Here is a 24746-nt window from a genome sequence, read left to right on the forward strand (position 1 = left end):
CACGTCAAAAAGCTGAATCAACGGGAGGTTGTCATGAGGATCATCTGGTTTCGTGTGCGGGCGGCGCTGAGCGGCCGTGCGGGTGACGCGGGAATGTCCACTTCGGAATACGCCATGGGCACGATCGCGGCGTGTGCGTTCGCGGCGGTCCTGTACAAGGTGGTGACGAGTGAAGTGGTCTCGACGGCACTTCAGACGACCATCGGGAAGGCCCTCGATGCGCCGTTCTGACGGGGGATATGTGACGGCGGAAGCGGCCTTGGTGATTCCGGCGCTGGTGCTGTTCGCGGCGCTGCTGGTGTGGGCGCTGATGGCGGCCGCCGCCCAGATCCGGTGCGTGGACGCCGCCAGGGCCGGTGCCCGGGCGGCGGCCCGGTCGGAGCCGGCGGAAGGGGCGGTGGCGGCGGCGCGGGCCGCAGCGCCGCCCGGGGCGCGGGTGGAGCTGTCGCGGACGGGCGACCTCTGGCAGATCCGCGTCTCGGCCCCCGCCCCGGGCCCGGCCGCCCTGCCCGTCCGGCTCACCGCGCAGGCGGCCGCGCTGGCCGAGGACAGCGTGGGGCCACCGCCGTGAGCCGGGAGCAAGGGCGGGCTCGGGCTCGGGCGCCTGACCCGGAGCGGGGGTCGGCCACGGTGTGGGGGGTCGTGGTGGTGACCGTGCTGGTGGCGGTGTTCGGCGGTGTCCTCCTGCTCGGGCAGGCACTGGTGGCCCGGCACCGTGCCGCCGCGGCCGCCGACCTGGCCGGCCTCGCCGCGGCGGCGACCTGGTCCCACGGACCGGAGGCGGCCTGTGCCACGGCGGTACGGGTGGCGGTGGCGCAAGCCGCGCGGATCACCGGATGCGTGGTGACGGGCGAGGTCGTGGAGGTCACGGCCCGCGCCCCGACGGGTCCGTTCGCTCCGGAGCTGCGCTCCCGCGCGGGCCCCCCGCTGCCCCGGGAGCTCCCGTGAGGTGACGGCCGACCGGGCCCGGGGTCCCGCAGGCGCGGCGTCCGGGTCCGGGGCCGGGCCCGGTGGAAGGGTGCGCCGGGTCACGGGTCGGGTGCCTGCGAGGGTCGAGAACCAGCCAATCGCGGGACTGGTGCGCGAGCCCGGGCCAGGGTCAGCTCTCGGGTGCCTCGGGTGCCTCGGGTGCCTCGGGTGCCTCGGGTGCCTCGGGTGCCTCGGGTGCCTCGGGTGCGTCTATGGGCGCTTCGGATGCCTGTGACGCGGCTTCGGGTGCATCGGTTGCCCGGGGTGCTCCGGGGGCGTCCACGGCGGCCTCTGGTGCCTGTGAGGCGGCAGCGGCGGATGTCTCGGGAGCCTCGGGAGCCTCGGGAGCCTCGGATGTCTCGGGAGCCTCGGCCAGGAGGCGGGTGAGGAGGCGGAGGGCTCCGCGTTTGTGGAGGGGGTCGTTGCCGTTGCCGCACTTGGGCGACTGGATGCAGGACGGGCACCCGGCCTCGCACTCGCAGGCGGCGATCGCGTCGCGGGTCGCCGTCAGCCAGCCGCGGGCCGTGTGGAAGGCGCGCTCCGCGAATCCGGCGCCGCCCGGGTGGCCGTCGTAGACGAAGACCGTCGGGAGGAGGGTGTCGGGATGCAGCGGGACGGAGACCCCGCCGATGTCCCAGCGGTCGCAGGTGGCGAAGAGCGGGAGCAGGCCGATGGAGGCGTGCTCGGCGGCGTGCAGGGCGCCGCCGAGGATCTCCGGGTTGATCCGGGCCTCGTCGAGCTGGTCCTCCGTGACCGTCCACCACACGGCCCGGGTGCGCAGGGTGCGGGGCGGCAGGTCCAGCTTGGACTCGCCGAGCACCTCGCCGGTGATCAGCTTGCGGCGCAGGTAGGAGACGACCTGGTTGGTGACCTCCACGGAGCCGAAGCAGAGCCGCCCCCTGCCCCAGGCGATCTCCGTCTCGGTCTCCAGGACGGAGATGGAGGTGGTGTCGCGGGCGGTGGTGGAGAAGGGCGGGTCCGCCTCCTCGACGAGCGCGACGGAATCCTCCAGGTCCAGGTGCTGCACGAGGTACGTACGGCCCTGGTGCAGGTGCACGGCCCCGTCGTGGACGGCGGTGTGCGAGGCCGGCTCGTCGACTGTGCCGAGCAGCCGGCCCGTGGACGCCTCCACGATCTGTACGGGGCGGCCACCGCCGCCCCGGATGTCGGTGAGGTCGCAGGCCCGCTCCCGGCGGGTCCAGTGCCAGGCCGCCGCCCGGCGGCGCAGGAGTCTGGCCGCCTCCAACTGGGTGAGGAGCTCGGCCGTCGCGGGGCCGAAGAGGGCGAGGTCGGCCTCCGTCAGGGGGAGCTCGGCCGCGGCCGCGCACAGGTGGGGGGCCAGGACGTACGGGTTGTCCGGGTCGAGGACCGTGGCCTCCACGGGCCGCCGGAACAACGCCTCCGGATGGTGGACGAGGTAGGTGTCCAGCGGGTCGTCGCGGGCGACCAGGATCGCCAGGGCGCCCCGGCCCGAGCGTCCGGCCCGGCCCGCCTGCTGCCACAGGGAGGCACGGGTGCCCGGGTAGCCGGTGATCAGGACGGCGTCGAGGCCGGCGACGTCCACGCCCAGCTCCAGGGCGGTCGTGGCGGCCAGCCCCAGCAGCTCGCCGGAGTGCAGGGCCCGTTCCAGGGCCCGGCGCTCTTCGGGCAGGTAGCCGCCCCGATAGGCCGCGACACGCCCGGGCAGCGAGCGGTCGACCGCGGCGAGCCGCTCCTGGGTGATCAGCGCGATCAGCTCGGCGCCGCGCCGGGAGCGGACGAATGCGACCGTACGCACGCCCTGTACGACCAGGTCGGTGAGGAGGTCGGCGGTCTCGGCGGTGGCCGTACGGCGTACGGGGGCGCCCCGCTCGCCCTTGAGGTCGGTCAGGGGCGGCTCCCACAGGGCGAAGACGACCTCGCCGCGCGGGGAGGCGTCGTCGGCGACCTCCACCACCGGCAGGCCCGTCAGCCGGGACGCGGCGGCCGCCGGATCGCTCGCGGTCGCGGAGGCCAGCAGGAAGACGGGCTCGGAGCCGTAGCGGGCACACAGCCGCCGCAGCCGGCGCAGCACCTGGGCGACGTGGGAGCCGAAGACGCCCCGGTAGGTGTGGCACTCGTCGATCACGACGTAGCGCAGGGCCCGCAGGAAGGAGGACCAGCGCGGGTGGGACGGGAGGATCCCCCGGTGCAGCATGTCGGGGTTGGTGAGGACGTAGTTGGCGTACTGGCGCACCCACTCGCGTTCCTCGAAGGGGGTGTCGCCGTCGTACACGGCAGGGCGCACGGCGTTGCCCAGCGGCTCGGCCAGTTCCCGTACGGCGCGCCGCTGGTCGGCTGCGAGTGCCTTGGTCGGAGCCAGGTACAGGGCGGTCGCGCCCCGCCCGTTGGGGGCCTCCGAGCCGTCCGCGAGGGCGGAGAGCACGGGCGCGAGGTAGGCCAGCGATTTGCCCGAGGCGGTGCCCGTGGCGACGACCACGGACTCGCCGTCGAGGGCGTGCTCGGCGACCGCGGCCTGGTGTTCCCACGGATGGTCGATCCCGGCGGCCTGAATCGCGGCTACGACATCAGTTCGGATGCGGTCCGGCCAGACCGCATGACGACCCGCCCGAGGGGGCAAGTGCTCCGTATGAGTGATGCGCGCAGCACGGGAAGGCCCCCGTGAAAGCCGGTCCAGAACCGTGCCGGGGGTGGGTCTGACGTCCGCGGCTGCCGTGGGCGGACCGGGACGGTGAGTGTTGGCCATTGGAAGCGAGTGTGTCACCGGCGTGCGGGACAATGGGCCCGAGGCGTCGTGCGCGCCTGCCGGTAAGTGATTGAATGCCATCGCGGCAGCCAATCCCTCGCCTACCTTCGGGTGGGGAGGCCCCTGGGGGGCGCCGCTCGATAGCAAGGTGCTGGAGGATCCGTGGACCTGTCCCTGTCGACTCGCACTGTCGGCGACCGTACGGTCGTGGAGGTCGGTGGCGAGATTGATGTGTATACCGCGCCCAAGCTGCGCGAGCAGTTGGTCGAGTTGGTGAACGACGGCAGCTACCACTTGGTTGTCGACATGGAGCGAGTGGACTTCCTCGACTCCACCGGGCTTGGTGTGCTCGTGGGAGGCCTCAAGCGCGTCCGCGCGCACGAGGGCTCGCTGCGACTGGTGTGCAACCAGGAGCGCATCCTGAAGATCTTCCGAATCACCGGTCTGACCAAGGTGTTTCCCATCCACAACTCGGTGGAAGAGGCCGTCAACGCCACCGACTGACGGCTCTCGGCGGCGAAACGGCCGATGAGGAGCGGGGGGTACCGGGCCATAGGCGGCCCGGGCCCCTGTAAGGCACGCCCGTAGTCCGAGGGGGACGCGCATGGCCACCGTTGAACTCCGCTTCAGCGCCCAGCCCGAACACGTCCGGACGGCCCGCCTGGTCGCGGCCGCCGTGGCGCGCCGGGCCGGTGTGGAGGAAGCCGTCCTCGACGAGGTTCGCCTCGCCGTGGGCGAGGCCTGTACGCGCGCCGTCGGACTGCACCGCAGCAACGGGCTGACCGCGCCCGTCCGGGTGGTGCTGACCGAGGAGGAGAAGGTGTTCTCCATCGAGGTCGGCGACGAAGTGCCCGGACCGGGCGGCGGTCCGTCCTCCGGCGTGCCCGGAATCGACGCCGTCCTGGACCCCGACCACGAGGGCGAGGACGAGATGGGCCTGGCGGTGATCAGCGGTCTCGTCGACGACGTCGAGGTGATCAGCGGGGAGTCGGGCGGGACCATCCGGATGAGGTGGCCCGTGTCGGCCTCCTCCGAGCCGGCGTAGCGGCCGGTCGAGGACCTCCGGGCCCGCCGCCGTCGCGCCCGACTGGTTGACGCAGGCGAGCGGCTGACGCGGCCGCGGGGCTGTGGTGGCCGGGGGCTGACGCGGCCTGAGTGATCTCCCACCGCGCGGGCGTTCCCGCGCGCCTTCGTGCCCCGGGGTTGCCGGGCGTGCCGTGAGTCGCCCGGCTAGGCCGTCTGCCGATCGGGGGACGGGTGGGTGCCGGTAAGGCGGTGAGGCTCCGCTCCGGTGGGTCCCGATGGTGCCGGCCGCGCGGGGCGACGTATCGTCCGATCTTCTTCTGGCCCTTTGACCCCCTGGCCCCCTGATCATCTGATCCTTTGATCCTTTGATCACCTGATCTTTTGGTGATCGCCGTTGGATCTCCATTCGATCTTATTCAAGGCCCTGCCGAGCAGGGCCTTTCGTGTGTCCGTAGATCGAAATCCCGACCCGGCTCCGGCGGGTTTTCTAGATCGATGATCAGGCGTCAATGCCTTTGTCCCGTTACCACTTTCGAGGGTAATGGAGTGACCGGATCTATTGGTGAGGAGCAAGTGCAGGCCAATTCCGTTTCCCGCGCACTGTTTTGATCGGGTGGAGCTCCCTACAATCCGTCCACATCTTGAGCTCATCACGTCAAGGAGGACGAATGACGGGGCTCTTCACCCCTATCGCGCCCGGTCGCACCACTGACCTGGCATCCGCGGTACTCACCGATGACAATCGGCTCATCGTGATCATCATCGCGGCCGTCGCCATCGCCGCGCTCGTCGTCGCGCAGATCCTGGTCCGCCAGGTCCTCGCCGCCGACGAGGGAACCGACTCCATGAAGGAGATCGCCGCCGCCGTCCAAGAGGGCGCCAACGCCTACCTCGGCCGGCAGCTCCGCACGCTCGGCGTATTCGCCGTGGTCGTGTTCTTCCTGCTCTTCCTGCTCCCCGCCGACGACTGGTCGCAGCGGGCGGGGCGTTCCGCCTTCTTCCTCGTCGGCGCGCTCTTCTCCGCCGCCACCGGCTACATCGGCATGCGGCTCGCGGTCCGCGCCAATGTCCGCGTCGCCGCGGCCGCGCGCGAGGCCACCCCCGCCGAGGGGCAGCCCGCCAAGGACCTGACCGAGGTCTCCCACAAGGCCATGCGGATCGCTTTCCGCACCGGCGGCGTGGTGGGCATGTTCACCGTCGGCCTCGGACTGCTCGGCGCCTCCTGCGTCGTCCTGGTCTACGCCGCCGACGCGCCCAAGGTCCTCGAGGGCTTCGGCCTCGGCGCCGCCCTGATCGCGATGTTCATGCGCGTGGGCGGCGGCATCTTCACCAAGGCCGCCGACGTCGGCGCCGACTTGGTCGGCAAGGTCGAGCAGGGCATTCCGGAGGACGACCCGCGCAATGCCGCGACCATCGCCGACAACGTGGGCGACAACGTCGGAGACTGCGCGGGAATGGCCGCCGACCTCTTCGAGTCGTACGCCGTCACCCTCGTGGCGGCCCTCATCCTCGGCAAGGCCGCCTTCGGCGACCTGGGTCTGGCCTTCCCGCTGATCGTCCCCGCCATCGGGGTCGTCACCGCGATGATCGGCATCTTCGCGGTCTCCCCGCGCCGCACCGACCGCAGCGGGATGACCGCCATCAACCGCGGCTTCTTCATCTCCGCCGTCATCTCGCTGGTGCTCGTCGGGATCGCCGTCTACGCGTACCTGCCGGCCACCTACAAGGAGCTCGTCGGAGTCGACGACCCCGCGATCTCCGGGCACTCCGGCGACCCGCGCGTCCTGGCGCTGATCGCCGTCGCCATCGGCATCGTGCTCGCGGCGCTGATCCAGCAGCTCACCGGCTACTTCACCGAGACCAACCGCCGTCCCGTGCGGGACATCGGCAAGTCCTCCCTGACCGGCGCGGCCACCGTCGTCCTCGCCGGCATCTCGGTGGGCTTGGAGTCCGCCGTCTACACGGCGCTGCTCATCGGCCTCGGCGTCTACGGGGCGTTCCTGCTCGGCGGCACCTCGATCATGCTGGCGCTCTTCGCGGTGGCCCTGGCCGGCACCGGCCTGCTCACCACGGTCGGCGTCATCGTCGCCATGGACACCTTCGGGCCGGTCTCGGACAACGCCCAGGGCATCGCCGAGATGTCCGGCGACGTCCAGGGCGCCGGCGCGCAGGTGCTGACCGACCTGGACGCGGTGGGCAACACCACGAAGGCCATCACCAAGGGCATCGCGATCGCCACCGCCGTGCTCGCCGCGGCCGCGCTCTTCGGCTCGTACAACGACGCCATCGCCAACGCGGTCAGGGACGTCGGCGCCAAGGCCGGGGAGATGAACCTCAGCCTGGACATCGCTCAGCCCAACAACCTGGTCGGCCTGATCCTGGGCGCGGCGGTCGTGTTCCTGTTCTCGGGCCTCGCCATCAACGCCGTCTCCCGCTCGGCGGGCGCGGTCGTCTACGAGGTGCGCCGCCAGTTCCGCGAGCACCCCGGGATCATGGACTACACGGAGAAGCCCGAGTACGGGCGCGTCGTGGACATCTGCACCAAGGACGCGCTGCGCGAACTGGCCACGCCCGGCCTGCTCGCCGTCCTGACACCGATCGCCGTCGGATTCTCGCTCGGTGTCGGCGCGCTCGGGTCCTTCCTGGCCGGAGCCATCGGCACCGGCACCCTGATGGCGGTCTTCCTCGCCAACTCCGGTGGCGCGTGGGACAACGCGAAGAAGCTCGTCGAGGACGGGCACCACGGCGGCAAGGGCAGCGCGGCCCACGAGGCGGTCGTCATCGGCGACACGGTCGGAGACCCGTTCAAGGACACCGCGGGTCCGGCCATCAACCCGCTGCTCAAGGTCATGAACCTGGTGGCGCTGCTGATCGCACCGGCGGTCATCCAGTTCAGCTACGGCGACGACACCAACCCGATGGTGCGGGCGATCGTCGCGATCCTCGCGATCGGAGTCATCGTCGGTTCCGTGTACGTCTCCAAGCGTCGCGGCATCGCGGTCGGCGACGACAGCGAGGGCGAGGGCGAGGGCGTGGCCGCCGAGCGGGCGGCCCAGCAGGGCGACCCCGCGGCGGTCTCCTCCTGAGTCGTCGGCCCCGGGCGTCCTGACGGAGGCTCGGGGACGCGGGCCGGGGGCCCCGGTTCCTGCGTCCGGCTCACGCCGACGCCGTGGCCGAGGCCCGTGACCGGAGCTCTCGACCCGGGTCACCGACCGAGGTCGTGGCCGATGCCGATGCCGATGCCGATGCCGTGGCCGGGGTCGTGGCCGGGGTCGTGGCCGAGGTTCCCGACCGGAGATCGGACCGACTCGATCGTACGCCCGAACGGCGGACGGGCGGCGCGTACTGACGCGCCGTCCGTCCGCCTTTGCGTTTCCCGGATGGCGGGCGTGTATCTTCCGGGCCGAGAGCCTTCGAAGGGACCAATCCGGTGAACAAGAAGCTTGCGGCCGCGGTGTCGGGCGGTGCCGTGCTGATGCTCGTCCTGTCCGGCTGCGGCGGGGACGACGGCGACAAGAAGACCGACGCCTGGGCCAAGAAGGTCTGCGACAGCTGGCAGTCCGAGCTCAAGAAGATCGAGCAGGCCAACTCCGACATCAAGCGGGTGGCGACCGAGAGCAGCAAGCCCGAGGAGGTCCAGTCGACCGACTCGGCGGCCTTCGGGAGCATGTCCGAGTCGTACAAGGCGATGGGTGCGGCCCTGCAGAGCGCGGGAGTTCCGCCGGTCAAGGACGGCGAGAAGACCCAGACCGCGGCGGTCAAGGGCTTCGAGGAGACGTCGCAGGGCTACACCGCGCTGAAGGCGAAGATGGACGCCCTCGACGCCAAGGACCAGGGCAAGTTCGCCGAGGGGCTGAAGGAGGTGGCGGGCGGTCTGGAGGAAGCCACCAAGGGCGGCAAGGACGCGCTCGACCAGCTCAAGGCGGGCGGTCTGGACAAGGCGATGAACAGCCAGAAGGGCTGTCAGGTGACGACGCCGTCGCAGGCGCAGCCGTAGCGCGAGCCGCCTCCTTGACGGCGGTGGTACGCGGACCGGGGCGGCCGGGGTCCTACGGGACTCCGGCCGCCCCGGCGCGTCCGGGCCCCGCCGCGCAGTCACCCGCGCCGCGCACGGCGCCCCCACGGCCTGGTCCCCGGGGCGTACGGACCTGCGCGCGGTCGGGGAGCGTCCCGGGCCCGAACACCCCGGCGGTGGCGCCGGCGCCGACGGGCGTCCACGCCGAAGGCCGCGTGGCGCGGGGAATACCGGTCGCAGCGGCCACAATGGTCGGGTGAGTACCACCAGCCTTCCCTCCGGTCTGCCCGCCCGCCTCCCCTCGTCCGACCGCGCCGCCGAGCTCCGCGCCGCGCTGCTCGCCGCGGGCTTCACCGCCGACGGGCTGCTCGACATGCTCGGCGCCCCGGCCTACGCGGCGCTCGCCCGCAGCGAGACCGTCCCCGCCCTGCGCGCCACGCGCAACCGCGGCGACGGGCCGCTCGCGAGCCTGGTCCGGCTGTTCTTGCTCCAGCAGCCGGTCCCGTACGTGCACGCCGCGTCCGCGCTGCCCGTCGACGCGGCGCTGGCCGACGGCTGGCTGCGCCGGGAGGGGGACGAGGTCCACGCCACCGTGGACGTACGCCCGTACGGCGGTCCCGAGGGCGAGGACTGGTTCATCGTCTCGGACCTCGGCTGCGCCGTCGGCGGGGCCGGGGGCATCGGCAGCCGCGAGGAGGGTGTGGTCCTCGGCGTCGGCGGGGCCTCCACCACCCTGGCGGGGATCACCGTCCGCATCCCGGTCGGCTCGGCCCTCGACGTCGGCACCGGCTCCGGGATCCAGGCACTGCACGCCGCGCAGCACGCGACCCGGGTCACCGCGACCGACGTCAACCCCCGGGCCCTGGAATTCACCCGGTTGACGCTGGCGCTCTCCGGAGCCCCGGAGGCGGAGCTGCTCCCCGGATCGCTGTTCGAGCCGGTCGGCGGGGCCACGTACGACCTGATCGTGTCCAATCCGCCGTTCGTGATCTCGCCCGGAGCCCGACTGACGTACCGGGACGGCGGGATGGGCGGCGACGACCTGTGCCGGACCCTGGTCCAGGAGGCCGGCGCCCGGCTCAACCCGGGCGGGTACGCGCAGTTCCTCGGCAACTGGCAGCACGTGGAGGGCGAGGACTGGCACGACCGGGTCCGGGCGTGGGTGCCGCGCGGATGCGACGCCTGGATCGTGCAGCGCGACGTGCAGGACGTCACGCAGTACGCGGAGTTGTGGTTGCGGGACGCGGGCGACCACCGCTCCGACCCGGCCGCCTACGAGCAGCGGTACGAGGACTGGCTGGACGAGTTCGAGGCCCGCAAGACCAAGGCGGTCGGCTTCGGCTGGATCACGCTGCGCCGCAGTGAGGCGGCGGAGCCCTCGATCGTCGTCGAGGAGTGGCCGCACTCGGTGGAGCAGCCCCTCGGTGAGACCGTCCTCGCGCACTTCGCCCGGCAGGACTACCTCCGCGACCACGACGACGCGTCCCTGCTGGCGGGCTACTTCCGGCTGACGGAGGAGGTCGTTCAGGAGCAGGTCGGAGCCCCCGGTGCGGAGGATCCGGAACACGTGGTGCTGCGGCAGCACCGCGGGATGCGGCGCGCCACCAAGGTGGACACGGTCGGGGCCGGCTTCGCCGGTGTGTGTGACGGATCACTGAGCGCGGGACGGATCCTGGACGCCATCGCGCAGCTGGTGGAGCAGGACCCCGTGGTCCTGCGGGACCGGACACCGGAAGCGATCCGGATGCTGGTGGAGCAGGGGTTCCTGGAGCCGGTGGCGGAAGCGGGGCCGCCGACCGGGGAGTAGTCCTCCCGGCTGACCGCCCACTGCCGATCGCCGCCCGCCCGCCGTGGCCCGGGAGGCCGGGCGGTCGGGTAGCCGGCGGTCGGGCGGCCAGGCAGTCGGAACCAGGATGTAACCCGGGGTTCGCCCGCTGTATCCCCGCGGCTGGAAAGCTCCGGAACGCCGGGATCCGGGGGGATCCCGGGAGTGGCCCCGGGGTATCGGGGGAACGGTGCGGAAGGCGGTCCGTGATCTTCGCGGCGACCGCGTTCCCGCTGTTCGGGGCCGCTCCGCGGGCTTCGACGGGGGCGCGCGCCGGCACGGCGGCCGGAGGCCGAGGGCGGGCGTAGCGCAGTGTCATGGCCCTGCCATCGGCGCTCTCGCCGCCGCCGCTCCCCGGCGGCGGCGAGCGGCGGCGGTGAGGCGGCGGGCGCCTCGCGGTGTCCGCGGAACGCCCGGGCGGTGTCCGCGCGGATCCGTCCCCGCGGTCGGCCGCGACGGGTGCGCGGGCCCGCCCGCGAGCGGCGCGGCGGTTTTCACCGGACCCCGCGGATGTGCGTCCGGTCTCAAACACCGACGTGAAGAGGGGTGCGGGGGCGGGGCCAGACGGCCCTTCGGCCACTCTGCCCGGTGATCGCGGAGGGCCCGGCGCGGCATCCGGGCGGCAGAAACGGCACTTGTCGGGTTACCGTTCGAGTGGCCGTTGCGGGCTTCTGCCGTTTGACACGGGGGCGGGTTGTACCGTCACACTCCGCAGCGTCGCCGTACCGCGACCGAGTGCCGACCGGAGAGAAGAGCCAAGTTGTCCCCGACTAGCGAGACCGCAAAGGGCGGCCGCCGACTCGTCATCGTCGAGTCCCCTGCCAAGGCGAAGACGATCAAGGGCTACCTCGGCCCCGGATACGTCGTCGAGGCGAGCGTCGGGCACATCCGCGACCTCCCCAGCGGCGCGGCCGAGGTTCCCGACAAGTACACCGGTGAGGTCCGTCGCCTCGGTGTGGACGTCGAGCACGACTTCGCACCGATCTACGTCGTCAACGCCGATAAGAAGGCCCAGGTCAGGAAGCTCAAGGAGCTGCTGGCCGAGTCCGACGAACTCTTCCTCGCCACCGATGAGGACCGCGAGGGCGAAGCCATCGCGTGGCACCTGCAGGAAGTCCTCAAGCCCAAGGTCCCCGTCCACCGGATGGTCTTCCACGAGATCACCAAGGACGCGATCCGCGACGCCGTCGCCAACCCGCGCGAGCTCAACCAGCGCATGGTCGACGCCCAGGAGACCCGCCGCATCCTCGACCGCCTCTACGGCTACGAGGTCTCGCCGGTCCTGTGGAAGAAGGTCATGCCGAAGCTGTCGGCGGGCCGCGTCCAGTCGGTGGCCACGCGCATGGTCGTCGAGAAGGAACGCGAGCGCATCGCCTTCCGCACCGCCGAGTACTGGGACCTGACCGGCACCTTCGCGACCGGCCGCGCCGGTGACGCCTCCGACCCCTCCACGCTGGTCGCCCGCCTGAACACGGTGGACGGCAAGCGCGTGGCGCAGGGCCGCGACTTCGGGTCGACCGGGCAGCTCAAGAGCGAGGTGCTGCACCTCGACGAGGCGAACGCGCGGGCGCTGGCCGCCGCGCTGGAGCAGACCTCCTTCGCCGTCAGGTCGGTCGAATCCAAGCCGTACCGGCGCTCCCCGTACGCCCCGTTCCGCACGACGACGCTTCAGCAGGAGGCCTCGCGCAAGCTCGGCTTCGGCGCCAAGGCGACGATGCAGGTGGCCCAGAAGCTGTACGAGAACGGCTTCATCACCTATATGCGTACCGACTCCACGACGCTGTCGGAGACGGCTGTCACGGCGGCCCGGGCGCAGGTCACGCAGCTCTACGGCTCCGAGTACCTGCCGGAGAAGCCGCGCGTCTACGCGGGCAAGGTCAAGAACGCGCAGGAGGCGCACGAGGCGATCCGCCCCTCGGGTGATCGTTTCCGCACTCCCGCCGAGACGGGTCTGACCGGTGACCAGTTCCGCCTGTACGAGCTCATCTGGAAGCGGACCGTCGCCTCGCAGATGAAGGACGCGGTCGGCAACTCGGTGACCGTGAAGATCGGTGGCCGGGCGGCCGACGGCCGGGACGCGGAGTTCTCCGCGTCCGGCAAGACGATCACCTTCCACGGCTTCATGAAGGCCTACGTCGAGGGCGCGGACGACCCGAACGCCGAGCTCGACGACCGCGAGAAGCGCCTCCCGCAGGTCGCGGAGGGCGACGCGCTGTCGGCCGAGGAGATCACGGCCGACGGCCACTCGACCAAGCCGCCGGCCCGCTACACCGAGGCCTCGCTGGTCAAGGAGCTGGAAGAGCGCGAGATCGGCCGTCCGTCGACGTACGCGTCGATCATCGGCACGATCCTGGACCGCGGGTACGTCTTCAAGAAGGGCACGGCCCTCGTGCCGTCCTTCCTGTCGTTCGCCGTCGTCAACCTGCTGGAGACGCACTTCGGGCGGCTCGTCGACTACGACTTCACGGCCCGCATGGAGGACGACCTCGACCGCATCGCGCGGGGCGAGGCCCAGTCCGTGCCGTGGCTGAAGCGGTTCTACTTCGGCTCGGAGGACGCGACCGAAGTCGTACCGGCGGACGGCGACCACCTCGGCGGCCTGAAGGAGCTGGTGACCGACCTGGGCGCGATCGACGCCCGGGAGATCTCCTCCTTCCCCGTCGGCTCGGGGATCGTGCTGCGCGTCGGCCGCTACGGGCCCTACGTGGAGCGTGGCGAGAAGGACTCCGAGGGCCACCAGCGCGCGGACGTGCCGGAGGAGCTGGCGCCGGACGAGCTGACGGTGGAGTACGCGGAGGAGCTCTTCGCGAAGCCGAGCGGTGAGTTCGAGCTCGGCAAGGACCCGGTGAGCGGGAACGAGATCGTCGCGAAGGACGGCCGCTACGGGCCGTACGTGACGGAGATCCTGCCCGAGGGCACGCCCAAGACCGGCAAGAACGCGGTGAAGCCGCGGACGGCGTCGCTGTTCCAGTCGATGAGCCTGGACACGGTGACCCTGGCCGAGGCGCTCAAGCTGATGTCCCTGCCTCGGGTCGTCGGCGTGGACGCGGAGGGCGCGGAGATCACCGCCCAGAACGGCCGCTACGGCCCGTACCTGAAGAAGGGCACGGACTCGCGGTCCCTGGAGACCGAGGACCAGCTGTTCTCGATCACCCTGGAGCAGGCGCTCGCGATCTACGCACAGCCCAAGCAGCGGGGGCGCGCTGCCGCGAAGCCGCCGCTGAAGGAGCTGGGGACCGACCCGGTGAGCGAGAAGCCGGTGGTCGTGAAGGACGGCCGCTTCGGTCCGTACGTGACGGACGGCGAGACGAACGCGACGCTGCGGCGGGACGACGACGTCGAGACGATCACGCCGGAGCGGGGCTACGAGCTGCTCGCCGAGAAGCGCGCGAAGGGCCCGGCGAAGAAGACGGCCAAGAAGGCCCCGGCGAAGAAGGCGCCCGCGAAGAAGGCGGCGGCGACGAAGACGGTGGCCGCGAAGAAGACGGCGGCCAAGAAGACGGTCGCGAAGAAGACGGTGGCGAAGACGGCGGCGGCCGCCAAGAAGACGACGGCGAAGAAGGCCACCGCGGCCGTCCCGTCGTCGGACGACTGACCTCCGGCCACGCCAGGGACAGGGTCCGTGCACTGCGCACGGGCCACGCCAGGGACAGGATCCGTGCACTGCGCACGGGCCCTGTCCTTTGTCTTTCCAGTGCCTTTCCAGCCCCTCCTGTGACCTGCCAGGCCCTCCTGTGCCCGCTTCCCGGCCCCTTCCCGCGCGTGCCTTTCCCAGCCCGTCCGGCGGGGTAACGCGGGGGATACGGATCCCACGGGTCACACGGGTCACACACGGGGTTGTCCACAGGCCACCGCGGCCGCCAAGCGCAGCGGATAGGCTGGGCGGATGACGCGAGCCGAGCAGCCAACGGTCGTGACCGCCCCCACCTACGACGAAGCCCTCGCCGCGGACTCCCGCGAGCGGGCGGTGCGCGCACTCTTGCGCACCCCCGGGCTGCGCCGTCTGTGGAGCGCCCAACTGGTGAGCGGGATCGGTGACGCCCTCGCTTTGCTGGTCCTGGTGCTGCTCGTCCTCCAAGCCGCCGTGGACCAGGAGCCCTTCGGCGGCGGCTACACCGGATGGGCCCTCGCCATCGCCGCCGTGTTCGGCGTCCGGGTGCTGTCCACCCTCCTCTTCGGAGCCGTGCTCCTCGGCCCCCTGGCCCAGCTCACCGCCCCCGGCGGCAAGCTGGACCGGCGCTGGACGATGATCGGCGCCGACGGGATCCGGCTCGGCCTCTTCGTCGTCGCCCCTCTGTGGCTCGACTGGATTCCGGCCCACGCGCTGACCGCCCTGCTCGCCACCGTCTTCGTCTCCGGCGCGGCCGAGCGGGTATGGGCGCTGGCCAAGGACAGCGCCGCGCCCGGCCTGCTGCCCGCGCCGCCGCCCGAGGGCGCGGCCATACGCCCGCTCCCGGACCACCTCGACGCACTGCGCCGGCTGAATCTGCGCACCTCCTTCGCCGCCATGCCGATCGCCGCGGCCGCGCTGCTCGCCGCGACCCTGATCGGCAAGGCCCTCGGGCTCGGGATCGGCTGGTTCGCCGAGAACCAGGCCGCCCTCGGCTCGTACGTCGCCGCCGGCCTCTTCGCGGCGTCCGTGTCCCTGCTGCTGCCGCTGGTACTGCCCGACGCCAAGACCCCGCGGCCCCGCTCCCCGCTGGAGGGCCTGCGCGCCCCCAAGGTGGGGGACCGGCCGGAGAAGGGGCGTACCGGGGCCGTTCCGCTGCTCGTGCTCTCCTGCGCCGCCGTCGCCGGAGCGATCGCTTCCGCCGCAGCCGTGGCCGTTCTGCACGCCGTCGACCTGGGCGGGGGCGCGGCCGCGTTCTCGCTGTTCGTCCTGGCCCTGATCGGCGGCACAGCCGTCGGCATCCGCGCCAGCCAGGCCGGCAAGGTCCTGCCCGCGCTGTCCCGGCGCCGTCTGCTGGCCCTGTCCATCGCGGTGGCCGGCCTCGCGCTGCTGCTGACCGGGCTGGTCCCGGACACCGCGACCGTGGTGCTCCTGTCGCTGCTGGCCGGCGCCGCCTCGGGCGTCGCCGCCAACACCGGGCACACGCTGCTGGACCAGGAGACCGAGGAGCTGCGCAGGGCCCGGGTCACCGGGCACTTGCAGGCCGTCGTCCGGGTGGCCGTGGCCGTCGGCGCCGTCGCCGCACCGCTGCTGGCCGCGGCGATCGGGCCGCACCGGCTGGTCGGCGGCGGGGTCGTCTTCGCACACGGCGGCGCGGCCTTCACCCTGATGCTGGTCGGCGCCCTGTTGCTGCCGGTCGCCGTCGTCGTACTGGCCAAGGCCGACGACCGCAGCGGCGTACCGCTGCGCCGAGACCTGCGCGAGGCGCTGCGCGGCGGGGAGCCGGTGCAGGCCGCGTCCGACGCCGGGTTCTTCATCGCGCTGGAGGGCGGCGACGGGGCCGGCAAGTCCACCCAGGTGGAGGCCATGGCCGACTGGATACGCGCCAAGGGCCACGAGGTCGTCGTCACGCGCGAGCCCGGTGCCACCCCCGTGGGCAAGCGGCTCCGTTCGATCCTGCTCGACGTGTCCTCCGCGGGACTGTCGAACCGCGCCGAAGCCCTGCTGTACGCGGCCGACCGCGCCGAGCACGTGGACACCGTCGTGCGGCCCGCCCTGGAGCGGGGCGCCGTCGTCATCACCGACCGCTACGTCGACTCCTCGGTGGCCTACCAGGGCGCCGGCCGCGACCTGTCGCCGACCGAGATCGCCCGGATCTCGCGGTGGGCGACGGACGGTCTCGTACCGAATCTTACCGTGCTGCTCGACGTGTCGCCGGAGACGGCCCGGGAGCGGTTCACGGAGGCGCCGGACCGGCTGGAGTCGGAGCCGGCGGAGTTCCACCAGCGGGTGCGGGCCGGATTCCTGACGCTGGCCGCGGCCGACCCCGGGCGCTACCTGGTGGTCGACGCGGGCCAGGACCCGGAGTCCGTGAGCACGGTCGTGCGCCATCGCCTGGACCGGATGCTGCCGCTCTCGGAGGCCGAGCTGGCCGCGAGGGCGGAAGCCCGCCGCCGTGCCGAGGAAGAGGCCGAGCGCAGGGCCCGGGAAGAGGCGGCGCGCAAGGCCGAGGAAGCCCGGCTGCTGGCCGAGGAAGAAGCCCGCATGGCCCGCGAGGCGGAAGAGGCCCGCATCCTGGCCGAGGCGGAGGCCGCCCGCAAGGAGCGTGAGGAGCGGCTGCGCGCCGAGGAGGAGGCCCGGGAGCGGGCCGAAGCCGAGCGACTGCGGCTGGAGGCCGAGGAGAAGGCCCGCGCGGCCGAGCAGGAGCGGCTGCGCAAGCAGGCGGAGGAGGAGTCGCGGCTGCGCGCCGAGGCGGAGGAGCGTCGGCTGGAGAAGCAGCGGCGGGCCGAGGAGGCCCTGCTGAAGGCAGAGCAGGCGCGTCGGCTGGCCGAGGCCGCGGCGGCGGAGACGGCGGCGAAGGCGGCGGCGGCTTCCGCTTCCGCGGCTGCTGCTGCCGCGCCGCCGGCGGCACCGGCGGCGGCCCCTCAGCCCGCCGCCCGTCCGACGCCCGCGGCGCCTGCCGCGCCCGCCCCGCCCGCCGCACCCGTGCGCGGGTCCGGCCCGCGCGGGGACGCGCACCCCGATGACGCCCTGACCGTCGAGACCCCGGTCGTCAAGCGGGTCGTGCAGCCGGACGACGTCACCCAGACGGTGCCCGTCCCGAAGATCGACGCTTCGGACCCGGCGGCGGAAACCTCCGTGCTGCCGCCGGTCCGCGCGACGGGCCCGGCCGACGAGACGGCGGTCCTGCCGCCGGTGCGCCCCGCGAGTCCGGCCGACGAGACGGCGGTCCTGCCGCCGGTGCGCCCCGCGGGCGCGGGTGCCGGCGAGGGTGGGGCGGCGACGCGGCCGTCGTCGTCCCGGGCCCCGTACTCCGCCTCGCGCCCCACGACCCGGCGCCCCGAGGAGAACCCGGCCGACCGGGTCCCGCCGGGCATCTTCCGCGACGGGGGCAACGACGCCACCCGCGAGCTGCCCGTCCTCGGCGACGACGGCCGGCCGCGCCGTACCCGCTCGGACTGGGCGGAGGAGACTCCGCTGGACGATCTGCCGACGCTGGCGGACGAGCTGCTGGGCCCGCGCCGGGGCGACGAGGACGACGAGAACCGGGGTCCGCGCCGCCGCCGCTGACGACGGAGGAGACGAGTGGGGCGGTCTGACGGGGATTGTCAGTGGGAGCCGCCACACTGGGTGAGCAGGCACGGACGGTACGCGAGGGAAAGGCGGTGGGCGGGATGCCCGTATGGGACGACCTGGTGGGGCAGGAGCGGGTCCAGACACAGCTGGCCGCCGCCGCCCGCGACGCCGACGCCCTGGTGACCGCCATCGAGGCGCGGACGGAGCCGCCGGCCGCCTCCAAGATGACGCACGCCTGGCTGTTCACCGGACCGCCCGGTTCCGGGCGCTCCACCGCCGCCCGCGCCTTCGCGGCCGCGCTCCAGTGCACCAGTCCGGACCGAGCCCTCGGCGGCGAGCCGGGCTGCGGGTTCTGCGACGGCTGCCACACCACCGTGATCGGGACGCACTCCGATGTGGAGATCGTCCGCACCGACCTGCTGTCCATCGGCGTCAAGGAGACCCGCGAACTGGTCCGCCGGGCGCAGCTCTCCCCGGCCGTCGGACGCTGGCAGGTCATCGTCTTGGAGGACGCCGACCGGCTGACCGAGGGCGCGGGCAACGTGCTGCTCAAGGCCGTGGAGGAGCCCGCCCCGCGGACCGTGTGGCTGCTGTGCGCGCCCTCGCTGGAGGACGTGCTGCCCACCATCCGCTCCCGCTGCCGCCACCTGACGCTGCGCACGCCGCCGGTGTCCGCCGTCGCGGAGGTCCTGGTCCGGCGCGACGGCATCGAGCCGGCCGTCGCGCAGGCCGCGGCCCGCGCGACCCAGGGGCACATCGGCCGGGCCCGTCGGCTCGCCACCGACGAGGCGGCCCGCTCGCGCCGGGCGACCGTGCTGAAGCTGCCCATGCGCGTGGACGACGTGGGCGGCTGCCTCAAGGCCGCACAGGAGCTGGTGGACGCCGCCGCCGAGGACGCCAAGCAGGTCGCGGAAGAGGTCGACACCAAGGAGACCGAGGAGCTGCGGGCCGCACTCGGCGCCGGAGCGGGTACGGGCGGGCGGATGCCGCGCGGTACGGCGGGCGTGATGAAGGAGCTGGAGGACCGGCAGAAGCGCCGGCGCACGCGCACGCAGCGCGACAGCCTCGACCTGGCGCTCACCGATCTCACCGGCTTCTACCGGGACGTGCTGGCCCTCCAGCTCGGCTCCTCGCTCGCCATCGCCAACGAGGAGGTACGCCACGACCTGGACCGGATCGCCCGGGCTTCGGGTCCCGAGCGCACGTTGCGGCGTATCGAGGCGATCATCGCGTGCCGGCAGGCTCTGGACCGCAATGTGGCCCCGCTGCTCGCGGTCGAGGCGATGACGATGTCCCTGCGCGCGGGCTGATCGGTCCGGGCGTCGGCCAGGGGCGCCCGGGGAGGCAGCCCATGAGGCCCGGGGCGTCAACTTGCCAGTGCCGTATTCACCCGTTCGGGCGGTCCGGGCGGCGCTTGCGGGACGGGCCGGTTCGTGTGGGGCAGCGGGCCCGCCCCGGGCCGCCGCCCACCACCCGGCGGGGGCGGCCGCGGCCCCGGGCAGGACCGCAGGACGTAGGCTCCGGGGATGGACACCAGTCGCCTGCTGCGCACCACCGGGACCGTGATCGCCGCCGCGGGGCTGCTGCTCTCAGGGTGCACGTCAGGCGGTTCGGGAGGACCGAGCGCCGCCGCGTCCTCCGGCGGGACCTCCCCCTCCCCCGCGCCGTCGGCCGAGCCGGGCGCCGTCCCGGCCGCACTGCGCCCGTACTACGACCAGAAGCTGAGCTGGCGCGACTGCGGCGTCCCCGGCTTCGACTGCACCACCATGAAGGCGCCGCTGGACTACGAGCACCCCGAGTCCGGGGACATCGACATCGCCGTGGCCCGTCGCAAGGCCACCGGCCCCGGTGAGCGGCTCGGTTCGCTGGTGGTCAACCCGGGCGGGCCCGGAGGCTCCGGCATCGGGTACCTCCAGGCGTACGCGGGCATCGGGTACCCGGCGAAGGTCCGCGCCGCCTACGACATGGTCTCCTTCGACCCGCGCGGGGTGGACCGCAGCAGCCCCGTGGAGTGCCTGACCGGTCCGGCCATGGACCGGTACACGCAGGTGGACCAGACGCCGGACACCCCGGCGGAACAGGCCCTGCTGGTGGCGGCCTTCAAGGAGTTCGCGGCCGCCTGCCAGGCGCGCTCGCAGCGGGTCCTGCCGCACGTGTCCACCGTCGACGCCGCCCGCGACATGGACGTGCTCCGCGCGGCGCTGGGCGACGAGAAGCTGACGTACGTCGGAGCCTCCTACGGCACCTTCCTCGGGGCGACCTACGCCGAGCTCTTCCCCGGCCGGGCCGGACGGATGGTCCTGGACGGGGCGATGGACCCCTCCAGGCCCGCGCTGGAGCTGAACCGGGACCAGACCGAAGGCTTCGAGACCGCCTTCCGCGCCTTCGCGAAGGACTGCGCCAAGCAGGCCGACTGCCCGCTCGGCCAGGGCAGCCCGGACGAGGTGGCGGCGCGCCTGAAGGAGTTCTTCCGCAAGGTCGACGCCGTGCCCGTGCCCACCACCGACCGGGCCCGCAAGGGCCTCGGCGAGTCCCTGGCCACGACCGGTGTGATCGCAGCGCTCTACGACGAGAACGCCTGGCCGCAGCTGCGCGAGGCACTCAACGCCGCGATCAAGGAGGACGACGGCGACAGCCTGCTCGCGCTCGCCGACAGCTACTACGAGCGTGACCCGAACGGCAAGTACGCCAACCTCATGTCCGCGAACGCCGCCGTCAACTGCCTGGACCAGCCCCCTGCCTTCGACGGTCCCGCGGCGGTCGAGAAGGCGCTGCCGTCCTTCGAGAAGGCTTCCCCGGTCTTCGGCCCGGGCCTCGCCTGGGCCTCGCTGAACTGCGCGTACTGGCCGGCCAAGGCCACCGGCGAGGCCCGCGCGCTGAACGCGAAGGGGGCCGCGCCGATCGTGGTGGTCGGCACCACGCGCGACCCGGCGACCCCGTACAAGTGGGCGCAGGCCCTGGCCGGCCAGCTCGAGTCGGGCGTCCTGCTGACGTACGACGGGGACGGCCACACGGCGTACGGCCGCGGCAGCGAGTGCATCGACTCGGCGATCAACCGCTACCTCCTGGAGGGCACCCCTCCGCAGGCCGGCAAGAAGTGCTGACCCCGGCCGCGTCAGACACCCCGGAACGGGCCCCCGAACGGGCCGCCGTACAGGCCGCCGGACCTGCCGCGGGACCCGGTTCGGGGCACCCCGTTTAACCCTGTAGACTTGGCGCCGCTGCTGATGAGAGCCTCCCACCAGGGAAATTCTTGTCTTCCCAGCGGTGCCGCCTTAGCTCAGCTGGCCAGAGCAACGCACTCGTAATGCGTAGGTCTCGGGTTCGAATCCCGAAGGCGGCTCTGTAGAACCCCCAGGACTCACTCGCCGTGACCTGGGGGTTTTGCTATTTCCGGGGTCCGTCGGCGTGTGGGGCGGGCAGGGGCGTGCCCCTGTGGGGTGCCGAGCTGTGCTCGGGTGGGGCTTCAGCGCAGATCAGGGCGTCTCTTCGCGGTGCGTGCGAGCCATGCCCACCGGGCCAGTCCGCCGACTGTGAGCGAGACGAGGATGGCGCCCCAGTCGATGACGTGGGGCAGTCCGGGGAAGAAGGCGAAGAACGCGAAGGACGCTGCGGCGCCGGTGAGGAAGGCGGCGGCGCCGGCGCGGCGGCGTCTGGCTTCCGAGGCGGGGTCTGCTGACTGCCCGTAACCGACCGTCGGACCGTGCCTGGCCCGCGCAGACCGCCGGAGGCGCCGGTCCGTACCGGGGCTTTCCGGAGACCCGTGCGGCTACCAGTGGTGGTGGGTCCGGGGGCGGATGTGGCGGGTGTAGAGGTCTTGTACGGCCTGGAGGGTGGGGGGTGGCAGGGGTGGGAGGGCTGCGGCCGCGGCGTTCGCGCGGGCCTGTTGCGGGGTGCGGGCGCCCGGGATCACCGTGGTCACGCCCGGCTGCTGGATGATCCACCGCAGCGCTGTCTGGGCCGGGGTGGCGCCCCGGGGTGCCAGGGCCCCGAACTCGGCCGCCGCTTCGACGCCGGACTCGAAGTCCACGCCCGCGAAGGTCTCGCCCCGGTCGAAGGCCTCGCCGTGGCGGTTGTAGGTGCGGTGGTCGTCCTGCGGGAACACCGTGTCCTTGGTGTACTTGCCGGTGAGCAGGCCGGATGCCAGCGGTACCCTCGCGATGATTCCGACGCCCGCCCCGGCGGCTGCCGCAACGACCTCCTCCAGCGGTTTCATCCGGAAGGGGTTGAGGATGATCTGGACGCTCGCGACGCCCGGGCGGGCGATCGCCGTCAGTGCCTCCCGGCAGGTTCGTACGCTCACCCCGTACGCCGCGACGCGTTCCTCGGCGACCAGGGTGTCCAGTGCGTCGAACACCTCGTCGCTGGAGTACACGGGCGTGGGCGGGCAGTGCAGTTGCACCAGGTCCAGCGTGTCCACGCCGAGGTTGGCCCGTGAGCGGTCCGTCCAGGCGCGGAAGTTCTCCAGCGTGTAGTTGCCGGCCGTCTGCTCCGCCCGGCGCCCCATCTTCGTCGCGACGAACACTCCGGCGTCGGGGTGTTGCCGGAGGTAGCCGCCGATCAGCCGTTCGCTGCGGCCGTCGCCGTACTCGTCGGCCGTGTCGAAGAACGTCACGCCTGCCGTGACCGACGCGTCCAGCACGGCGAAGGCGTCCTCCTCGCGCACGACGCCCCAGCCCCCTCCCAGCTGCCACGTCCCCAGTCCGACGACGGACACCTCGCGGCCCGTCCCGCCCAACGTTCGCTGCCGCATGCGGTGTTCCTCCGTGAAGTGGCGGTCCTCAGGCGGCCGTCGGCGCGGCCCTGACCCCCATGACCAGGGAGTAGAGGGTGTCGTTCGCCGTGATGAAGAGGCGGTTGCCCCTCGGGCCGCCGAAGCGGATGTTGGAGACCGTGTTGGGTACGAGGATGCGGCCCAGCAGGGTCCCGTCCGGGGCGTAGCAGTGCACGCCGCCGTCCATGGCCGCGGCCCAGAGGTGGCCGCGGTCGTCGAAGCGGATGTTGTCGAAGCGGCCCTGCGTGGTCCCCTCGGCGAAGACCCTGCCCTTCGAGAGGGTGCCGTCCGCGTGCACCTCGAAGGCACGGATGCGGTTGGCCCGGCTGTCGGAGACGTAGAGTTCGCGCTCGTCGGCGGAGAAGACCAGGCCGTTCGGGCCGCTGAAGCCATCGGCGACGAGCCTCACCTCGGCGGTGTCCGGGTCGATCCGGTAGACGTTGGTGGAGCCGATCTCAGGCTCGCCGCGTACGCCCTCGTAGTCGCTGGTGAGCCCGAAGTCCGGGTCCGAGAACCAGACGGAGCCGTCGGACTTGACGGTCGCGTCGTTCGGGCTGTTGAGCCGCTTTCCCCGGTAGCGGTCGGCGAGCACGGTGAGCGAGCCGTCGTGTTCGGTCCGGGTGACCCGGCGGTTGCCCTGCTCGCACGTGATCAGCCGGCCCCGGCGGTCCAGGGTGTTGCCGTTGGGGTGGCCGGCGGGGGAGCGGAAGACGCTGACCGCGCCGGTCGTCTCGTCCCAGCGCAGCATCCGGTCGTTGGGGATGTCGCTCCAGATCAGCTGGCGCCAGGCCGGCAGGTACAGGGGCCCCTCGGCCCAGCGGGAGCCCACATGGAGCGTCTCCAGTTGGAGGTCGCCCGCGGCGCACTTCTCCGTACGGAACCTGTCGTCGAGTACCTCGTACAGCGCGGGGCGGCCGGCGGTCATGTCCTTCTCCTTCAGTCGTTCCGTACTTCACTGCCCTTGCCGAACAGCATCTTGTCGGAAGTGAGTATTGCAGGATGACGTATGGTCAGTGCAAGAGATTCAATGGATTGGTTCGAGAGGAGAGCGGCGACATGGACGATCTGGACCGCAAGCTGCTGGACCTGCTGCAGAAGGACGCCTCGCAGGCGTACGCGGCCCTGGGCAAGGCGGTCGGACTCTCCGCGGGCGCGGCCCACGAACGGGTGCGCAAACTGCGCGAGTCGGGGGTGATCCGCCGCACGACCGTCGACGTGGACCCGGCCGCGGTCGGCGCGGGGGTACTGGCCTTCGTCATGGTCGACTCGTCGGCCTGGATGGGCGACTCGGGGGAGCGGTTCGCCGCGATCCCCGAGCTGCAGGAAGCCCACATCATCGCGGGCAGCGCGTCGGTCCTGGTGAAGGTCAGGACCGGGACCACCGAGCAACTCCAGGACGTGCTGCGGCGGCTGTACGCGATCGAGGGGGTCAGCGGGACGCAGGCGACGGTGGCCCTGGAGACGTTCTTCGAGAGGCCGGTCCCGGTGACCGGCTGAGGCCTACCGCTCGAGCAGGGCCGGGAGTTCCCGCATGTCCTGGAAGACGACCGTGCCGCTACCGGCGAGCTGCTCGGCGGGGGTCAGGCCGCCGGCGTAGCCGAAGGCCCGCATCCCCGCGGCGCGGGCCGCCTCCACGCCCGGCCGGCTGTCCTCGACGACGGCGCACGCCGCCGGATCCACGCCCATGCGCTCGGCGGCGTACAGGAAGAGGTCGGGGGCCGGCTTGCCGCGCGCGACGTCGGCGGCCGTGTGCAGGCGGCCCGCGAAGCGTTCGTACAGGCCGGTGCGGGTGAGGGCGTGGCGCACCTTCTCGTGGCGGCCGTTGGAGGCGACGCAGATCGCCAGCCCGGCGCGCGAGATCGCGTCGAGCGCCTCGGCGATCCCCTCGATCGGGGCGGCCTCGGCTTCGACCGCTTCCTCGTGCCTGCGGATGAGCCGCTCCCACCAGATGCCGGCCGCCTCGTCGCCGAGCCGCGCGGTGATCTGCCCGATGATCGACTGCTTGGAACGTCCGACGAACCGCTCGATCGCCTCGCTCGGGGTGAGCGGCCACCCGAGTTCGGCGCCGAGGGCGATCTGGAGGCGCACGAAGAGGGGTTCGGTGTCGACGAGTACGCCGTCGCAGTCGAATATCACGAGCTCGATCGGATCGGTCATCCCGACAGGGTAGGCAGAGGTGGTGTCCACGCCCCGGACCGGGAGTCGGCGTCGAGGCGGTGGAGGGTC

General features: G+C 72.6%; 17 protein-coding genes and 1 tRNA gene. 14 read left to right on the forward strand and 4 right to left on the reverse strand.

All coding sequences use genetic code 11. The features are described from left to right. The first annotated feature begins 33 nt into the window (after positions 1-33). The 3 genes from ACFWBY_RS28110 (at position 34) to ACFWBY_RS28120 (ending at position 948) form a co-directional block, all read left to right on the forward strand. Positions 34-231, forward strand: a complete 198-nt coding sequence (locus tag ACFWBY_RS28110) for a DUF4244 domain-containing protein (RefSeq protein WP_385331032.1) — start codon at positions 34-36, stop codon at positions 229-231. A 10-nt stretch (positions 232-241) separates the two neighbouring features. Next, on the forward strand, positions 242-571 hold the full coding sequence (locus tag ACFWBY_RS28115) for a TadE family type IV pilus minor pilin (protein WP_385331034.1): 330 nt from the start codon (positions 242-244) through the stop codon (positions 569-571). 71 nt (positions 572-642) lie between these two features. Next, positions 643-948 (forward strand): Rv3654c family TadE-like protein, encoded by a 306-nt coding sequence (locus tag ACFWBY_RS28120; RefSeq protein WP_385331037.1) that lies wholly within the window; start codon positions 643-645, stop codon positions 946-948. Between the two features lie 151 nt (positions 949-1099). On the opposite strand, the gene ACFWBY_RS28125 is transcribed toward ACFWBY_RS28120, so the two are convergent. Continuing rightward, positions 1100-3775 (reverse strand): DEAD/DEAH box helicase, encoded by a 2676-nt coding sequence (locus ACFWBY_RS28125; RefSeq protein ID WP_385331040.1) that lies wholly within the window; start codon positions 3773-3775, stop codon positions 1100-1102. Positions 3776-3856: 81 nt separating this feature from the next. Between ACFWBY_RS28125 and bldG the strand changes: the two genes are divergently transcribed. The 10 genes from bldG to ACFWBY_RS28175 all read left to right on the forward strand — a co-directional run bounded on the left by bldG (position 3857) and on the right by ACFWBY_RS28175 (position 21089). Beyond that, on the forward strand, positions 3857-4198 hold the full coding sequence (bldG, locus tag ACFWBY_RS28130) for an anti-sigma factor antagonist BldG (RefSeq protein ID WP_112451865.1): 342 nt from the start codon (positions 3857-3859) through the stop codon (positions 4196-4198). 100 nt (positions 4199-4298) lie between these two features. Beyond that, positions 4299-4739, forward strand: coding sequence for an ATP-binding protein (locus tag ACFWBY_RS28135; protein ID WP_385331044.1), 441 nt, complete (start codon positions 4299-4301; stop codon positions 4737-4739). A 649-nt stretch (positions 4740-5388) separates the two neighbouring features. Beyond that, a complete protein-coding gene (locus tag ACFWBY_RS28140; protein WP_385331046.1) occupies positions 5389-7806 on the forward strand; it encodes a sodium-translocating pyrophosphatase in 2418 nt (805 codons plus the stop codon). A gap of 344 nt (positions 7807-8150) precedes the next feature. Further along, the gene (locus ACFWBY_RS28145) at positions 8151-8717 is read left to right on the forward strand and encodes a small secreted protein (RefSeq protein ID WP_385331049.1); all 567 of its coding nucleotides are present in this window, start codon (positions 8151-8153) and stop codon (positions 8715-8717) included. Positions 8718-8991: 274 nt separating this feature from the next. After that, on the forward strand, positions 8992-10542 hold the full coding sequence (locus tag ACFWBY_RS28150; protein WP_385331052.1) for a methyltransferase: 1551 nt from the start codon (positions 8992-8994) through the stop codon (positions 10540-10542). A 778-nt stretch (positions 10543-11320) separates the two neighbouring features. Beyond that, the gene (gene topA / locus ACFWBY_RS28155) at positions 11321-14155 is read left to right on the forward strand and encodes a type I DNA topoisomerase (protein ID WP_385331055.1); all 2835 of its coding nucleotides are present in this window, start codon (positions 11321-11323) and stop codon (positions 14153-14155) included. Between the two features lie 291 nt (positions 14156-14446). After that, positions 14447-17740: a dTMP kinase gene (tmk, locus tag ACFWBY_RS28160; RefSeq protein WP_385331058.1), complete on the forward strand. Its 3294-nt coding sequence runs from the start codon at positions 14447-14449 to the stop codon at positions 17738-17740. A gap of 104 nt (positions 17741-17844) precedes the next feature. Then, on the forward strand, positions 17845-19056 hold the full coding sequence (locus ACFWBY_RS28165; protein WP_385331061.1) for a DNA polymerase III subunit delta': 1212 nt from the start codon (positions 17845-17847) through the stop codon (positions 19054-19056). Between the two features lie 216 nt (positions 19057-19272). Next, positions 19273-20850, forward strand: a complete 1578-nt coding sequence (locus tag ACFWBY_RS28170; RefSeq protein WP_385331064.1) for an alpha/beta hydrolase — start codon at positions 19273-19275, stop codon at positions 20848-20850. Between the two features lie 165 nt (positions 20851-21015). Beyond that, positions 21016-21089, forward strand: a tRNA-Thr gene (locus ACFWBY_RS28175). Positions 21090-21515: 426 nt separating this feature from the next. On the opposite strand, the gene ACFWBY_RS28180 is transcribed toward ACFWBY_RS28175, so the two are convergent. Next, a complete protein-coding gene (locus ACFWBY_RS28180; RefSeq protein WP_385331067.1) occupies positions 21516-22499 on the reverse strand; it encodes an aldo/keto reductase in 984 nt (327 codons plus the stop codon). Positions 22500-22527: 28 nt separating this feature from the next. Next, on the reverse strand, positions 22528-23445 hold the full coding sequence (locus ACFWBY_RS28185; protein ID WP_385331070.1) for an SMP-30/gluconolactonase/LRE family protein: 918 nt from the start codon (positions 23443-23445) through the stop codon (positions 22528-22530). A 131-nt stretch (positions 23446-23576) separates the two neighbouring features. Here ACFWBY_RS28185 and ACFWBY_RS28190 point away from each other — a divergent pair, with 131 nt between their 5' ends. Then, positions 23577-24017 (forward strand): Lrp/AsnC family transcriptional regulator, encoded by a 441-nt coding sequence (locus ACFWBY_RS28190; RefSeq protein ID WP_385331073.1) that lies wholly within the window; start codon positions 23577-23579, stop codon positions 24015-24017. A gap of 3 nt (positions 24018-24020) precedes the next feature. On the opposite strand, the gene ACFWBY_RS28195 is transcribed toward ACFWBY_RS28190, so the two are convergent. Then, on the reverse strand, positions 24021-24677 hold the full coding sequence (locus ACFWBY_RS28195; RefSeq protein ID WP_385331076.1) for an HAD family hydrolase: 657 nt from the start codon (positions 24675-24677) through the stop codon (positions 24021-24023). Positions 24678-24746 lie beyond the last annotated feature (69 nt).

Origin of the sequence: Streptomyces sp. NPDC060049, from assembly GCF_042736715.1 — a bacterium.
In the GTDB taxonomy this organism is placed as follows: domain Bacteria; phylum Actinomycetota; class Actinomycetes; order Streptomycetales; family Streptomycetaceae; genus Streptomyces.

Excerpts from the sequence above, each read along its gene's own strand:
- ACFWBY_RS28110 (WP_385331032.1), top strand. The coding sequence starts at position 34 with ATGAGGATCATCTGGTTTCGTGTGCGGGCGGCGCTGAGCGGCCGTGCG.
- ACFWBY_RS28125 (WP_385331040.1), bottom strand. The coding sequence starts at position 3,775 with ATGGCATTCAATCACTTACCGGCAGGCGCGCACGACGCCTCGGGCCCA.
- ACFWBY_RS28135 (WP_385331044.1), top strand. The coding sequence starts at position 4,299 with ATGGCCACCGTTGAACTCCGCTTCAGCGCCCAGCCCGAACACGTCCGG.
- ACFWBY_RS28140 (WP_385331046.1), top strand. The coding sequence starts at position 5,389 with ATGACGGGGCTCTTCACCCCTATCGCGCCCGGTCGCACCACTGACCTG.
- tmk (WP_385331058.1), top strand. The coding sequence starts at position 14,447 with ATGACGCGAGCCGAGCAGCCAACGGTCGTGACCGCCCCCACCTACGAC.
- ACFWBY_RS28165 (WP_385331061.1), top strand. The coding sequence starts at position 17,845 with ATGCCCGTATGGGACGACCTGGTGGGGCAGGAGCGGGTCCAGACACAG.
- ACFWBY_RS28170 (WP_385331064.1), top strand. The coding sequence starts at position 19,273 with ATGGACACCAGTCGCCTGCTGCGCACCACCGGGACCGTGATCGCCGCC.
- ACFWBY_RS28180 (WP_385331067.1), bottom strand. The coding sequence starts at position 22,499 with ATGCGGCAGCGAACGTTGGGCGGGACGGGCCGCGAGGTGTCCGTCGTC.
- ACFWBY_RS28185 (WP_385331070.1), bottom strand. The coding sequence starts at position 23,445 with ATGACCGCCGGCCGCCCCGCGCTGTACGAGGTACTCGACGACAGGTTC.
- ACFWBY_RS28190 (WP_385331073.1), top strand. The coding sequence starts at position 23,577 with ATGGACGATCTGGACCGCAAGCTGCTGGACCTGCTGCAGAAGGACGCC.
- ACFWBY_RS28195 (WP_385331076.1), bottom strand. The coding sequence starts at position 24,677 with ATGACCGATCCGATCGAGCTCGTGATATTCGACTGCGACGGCGTACTC.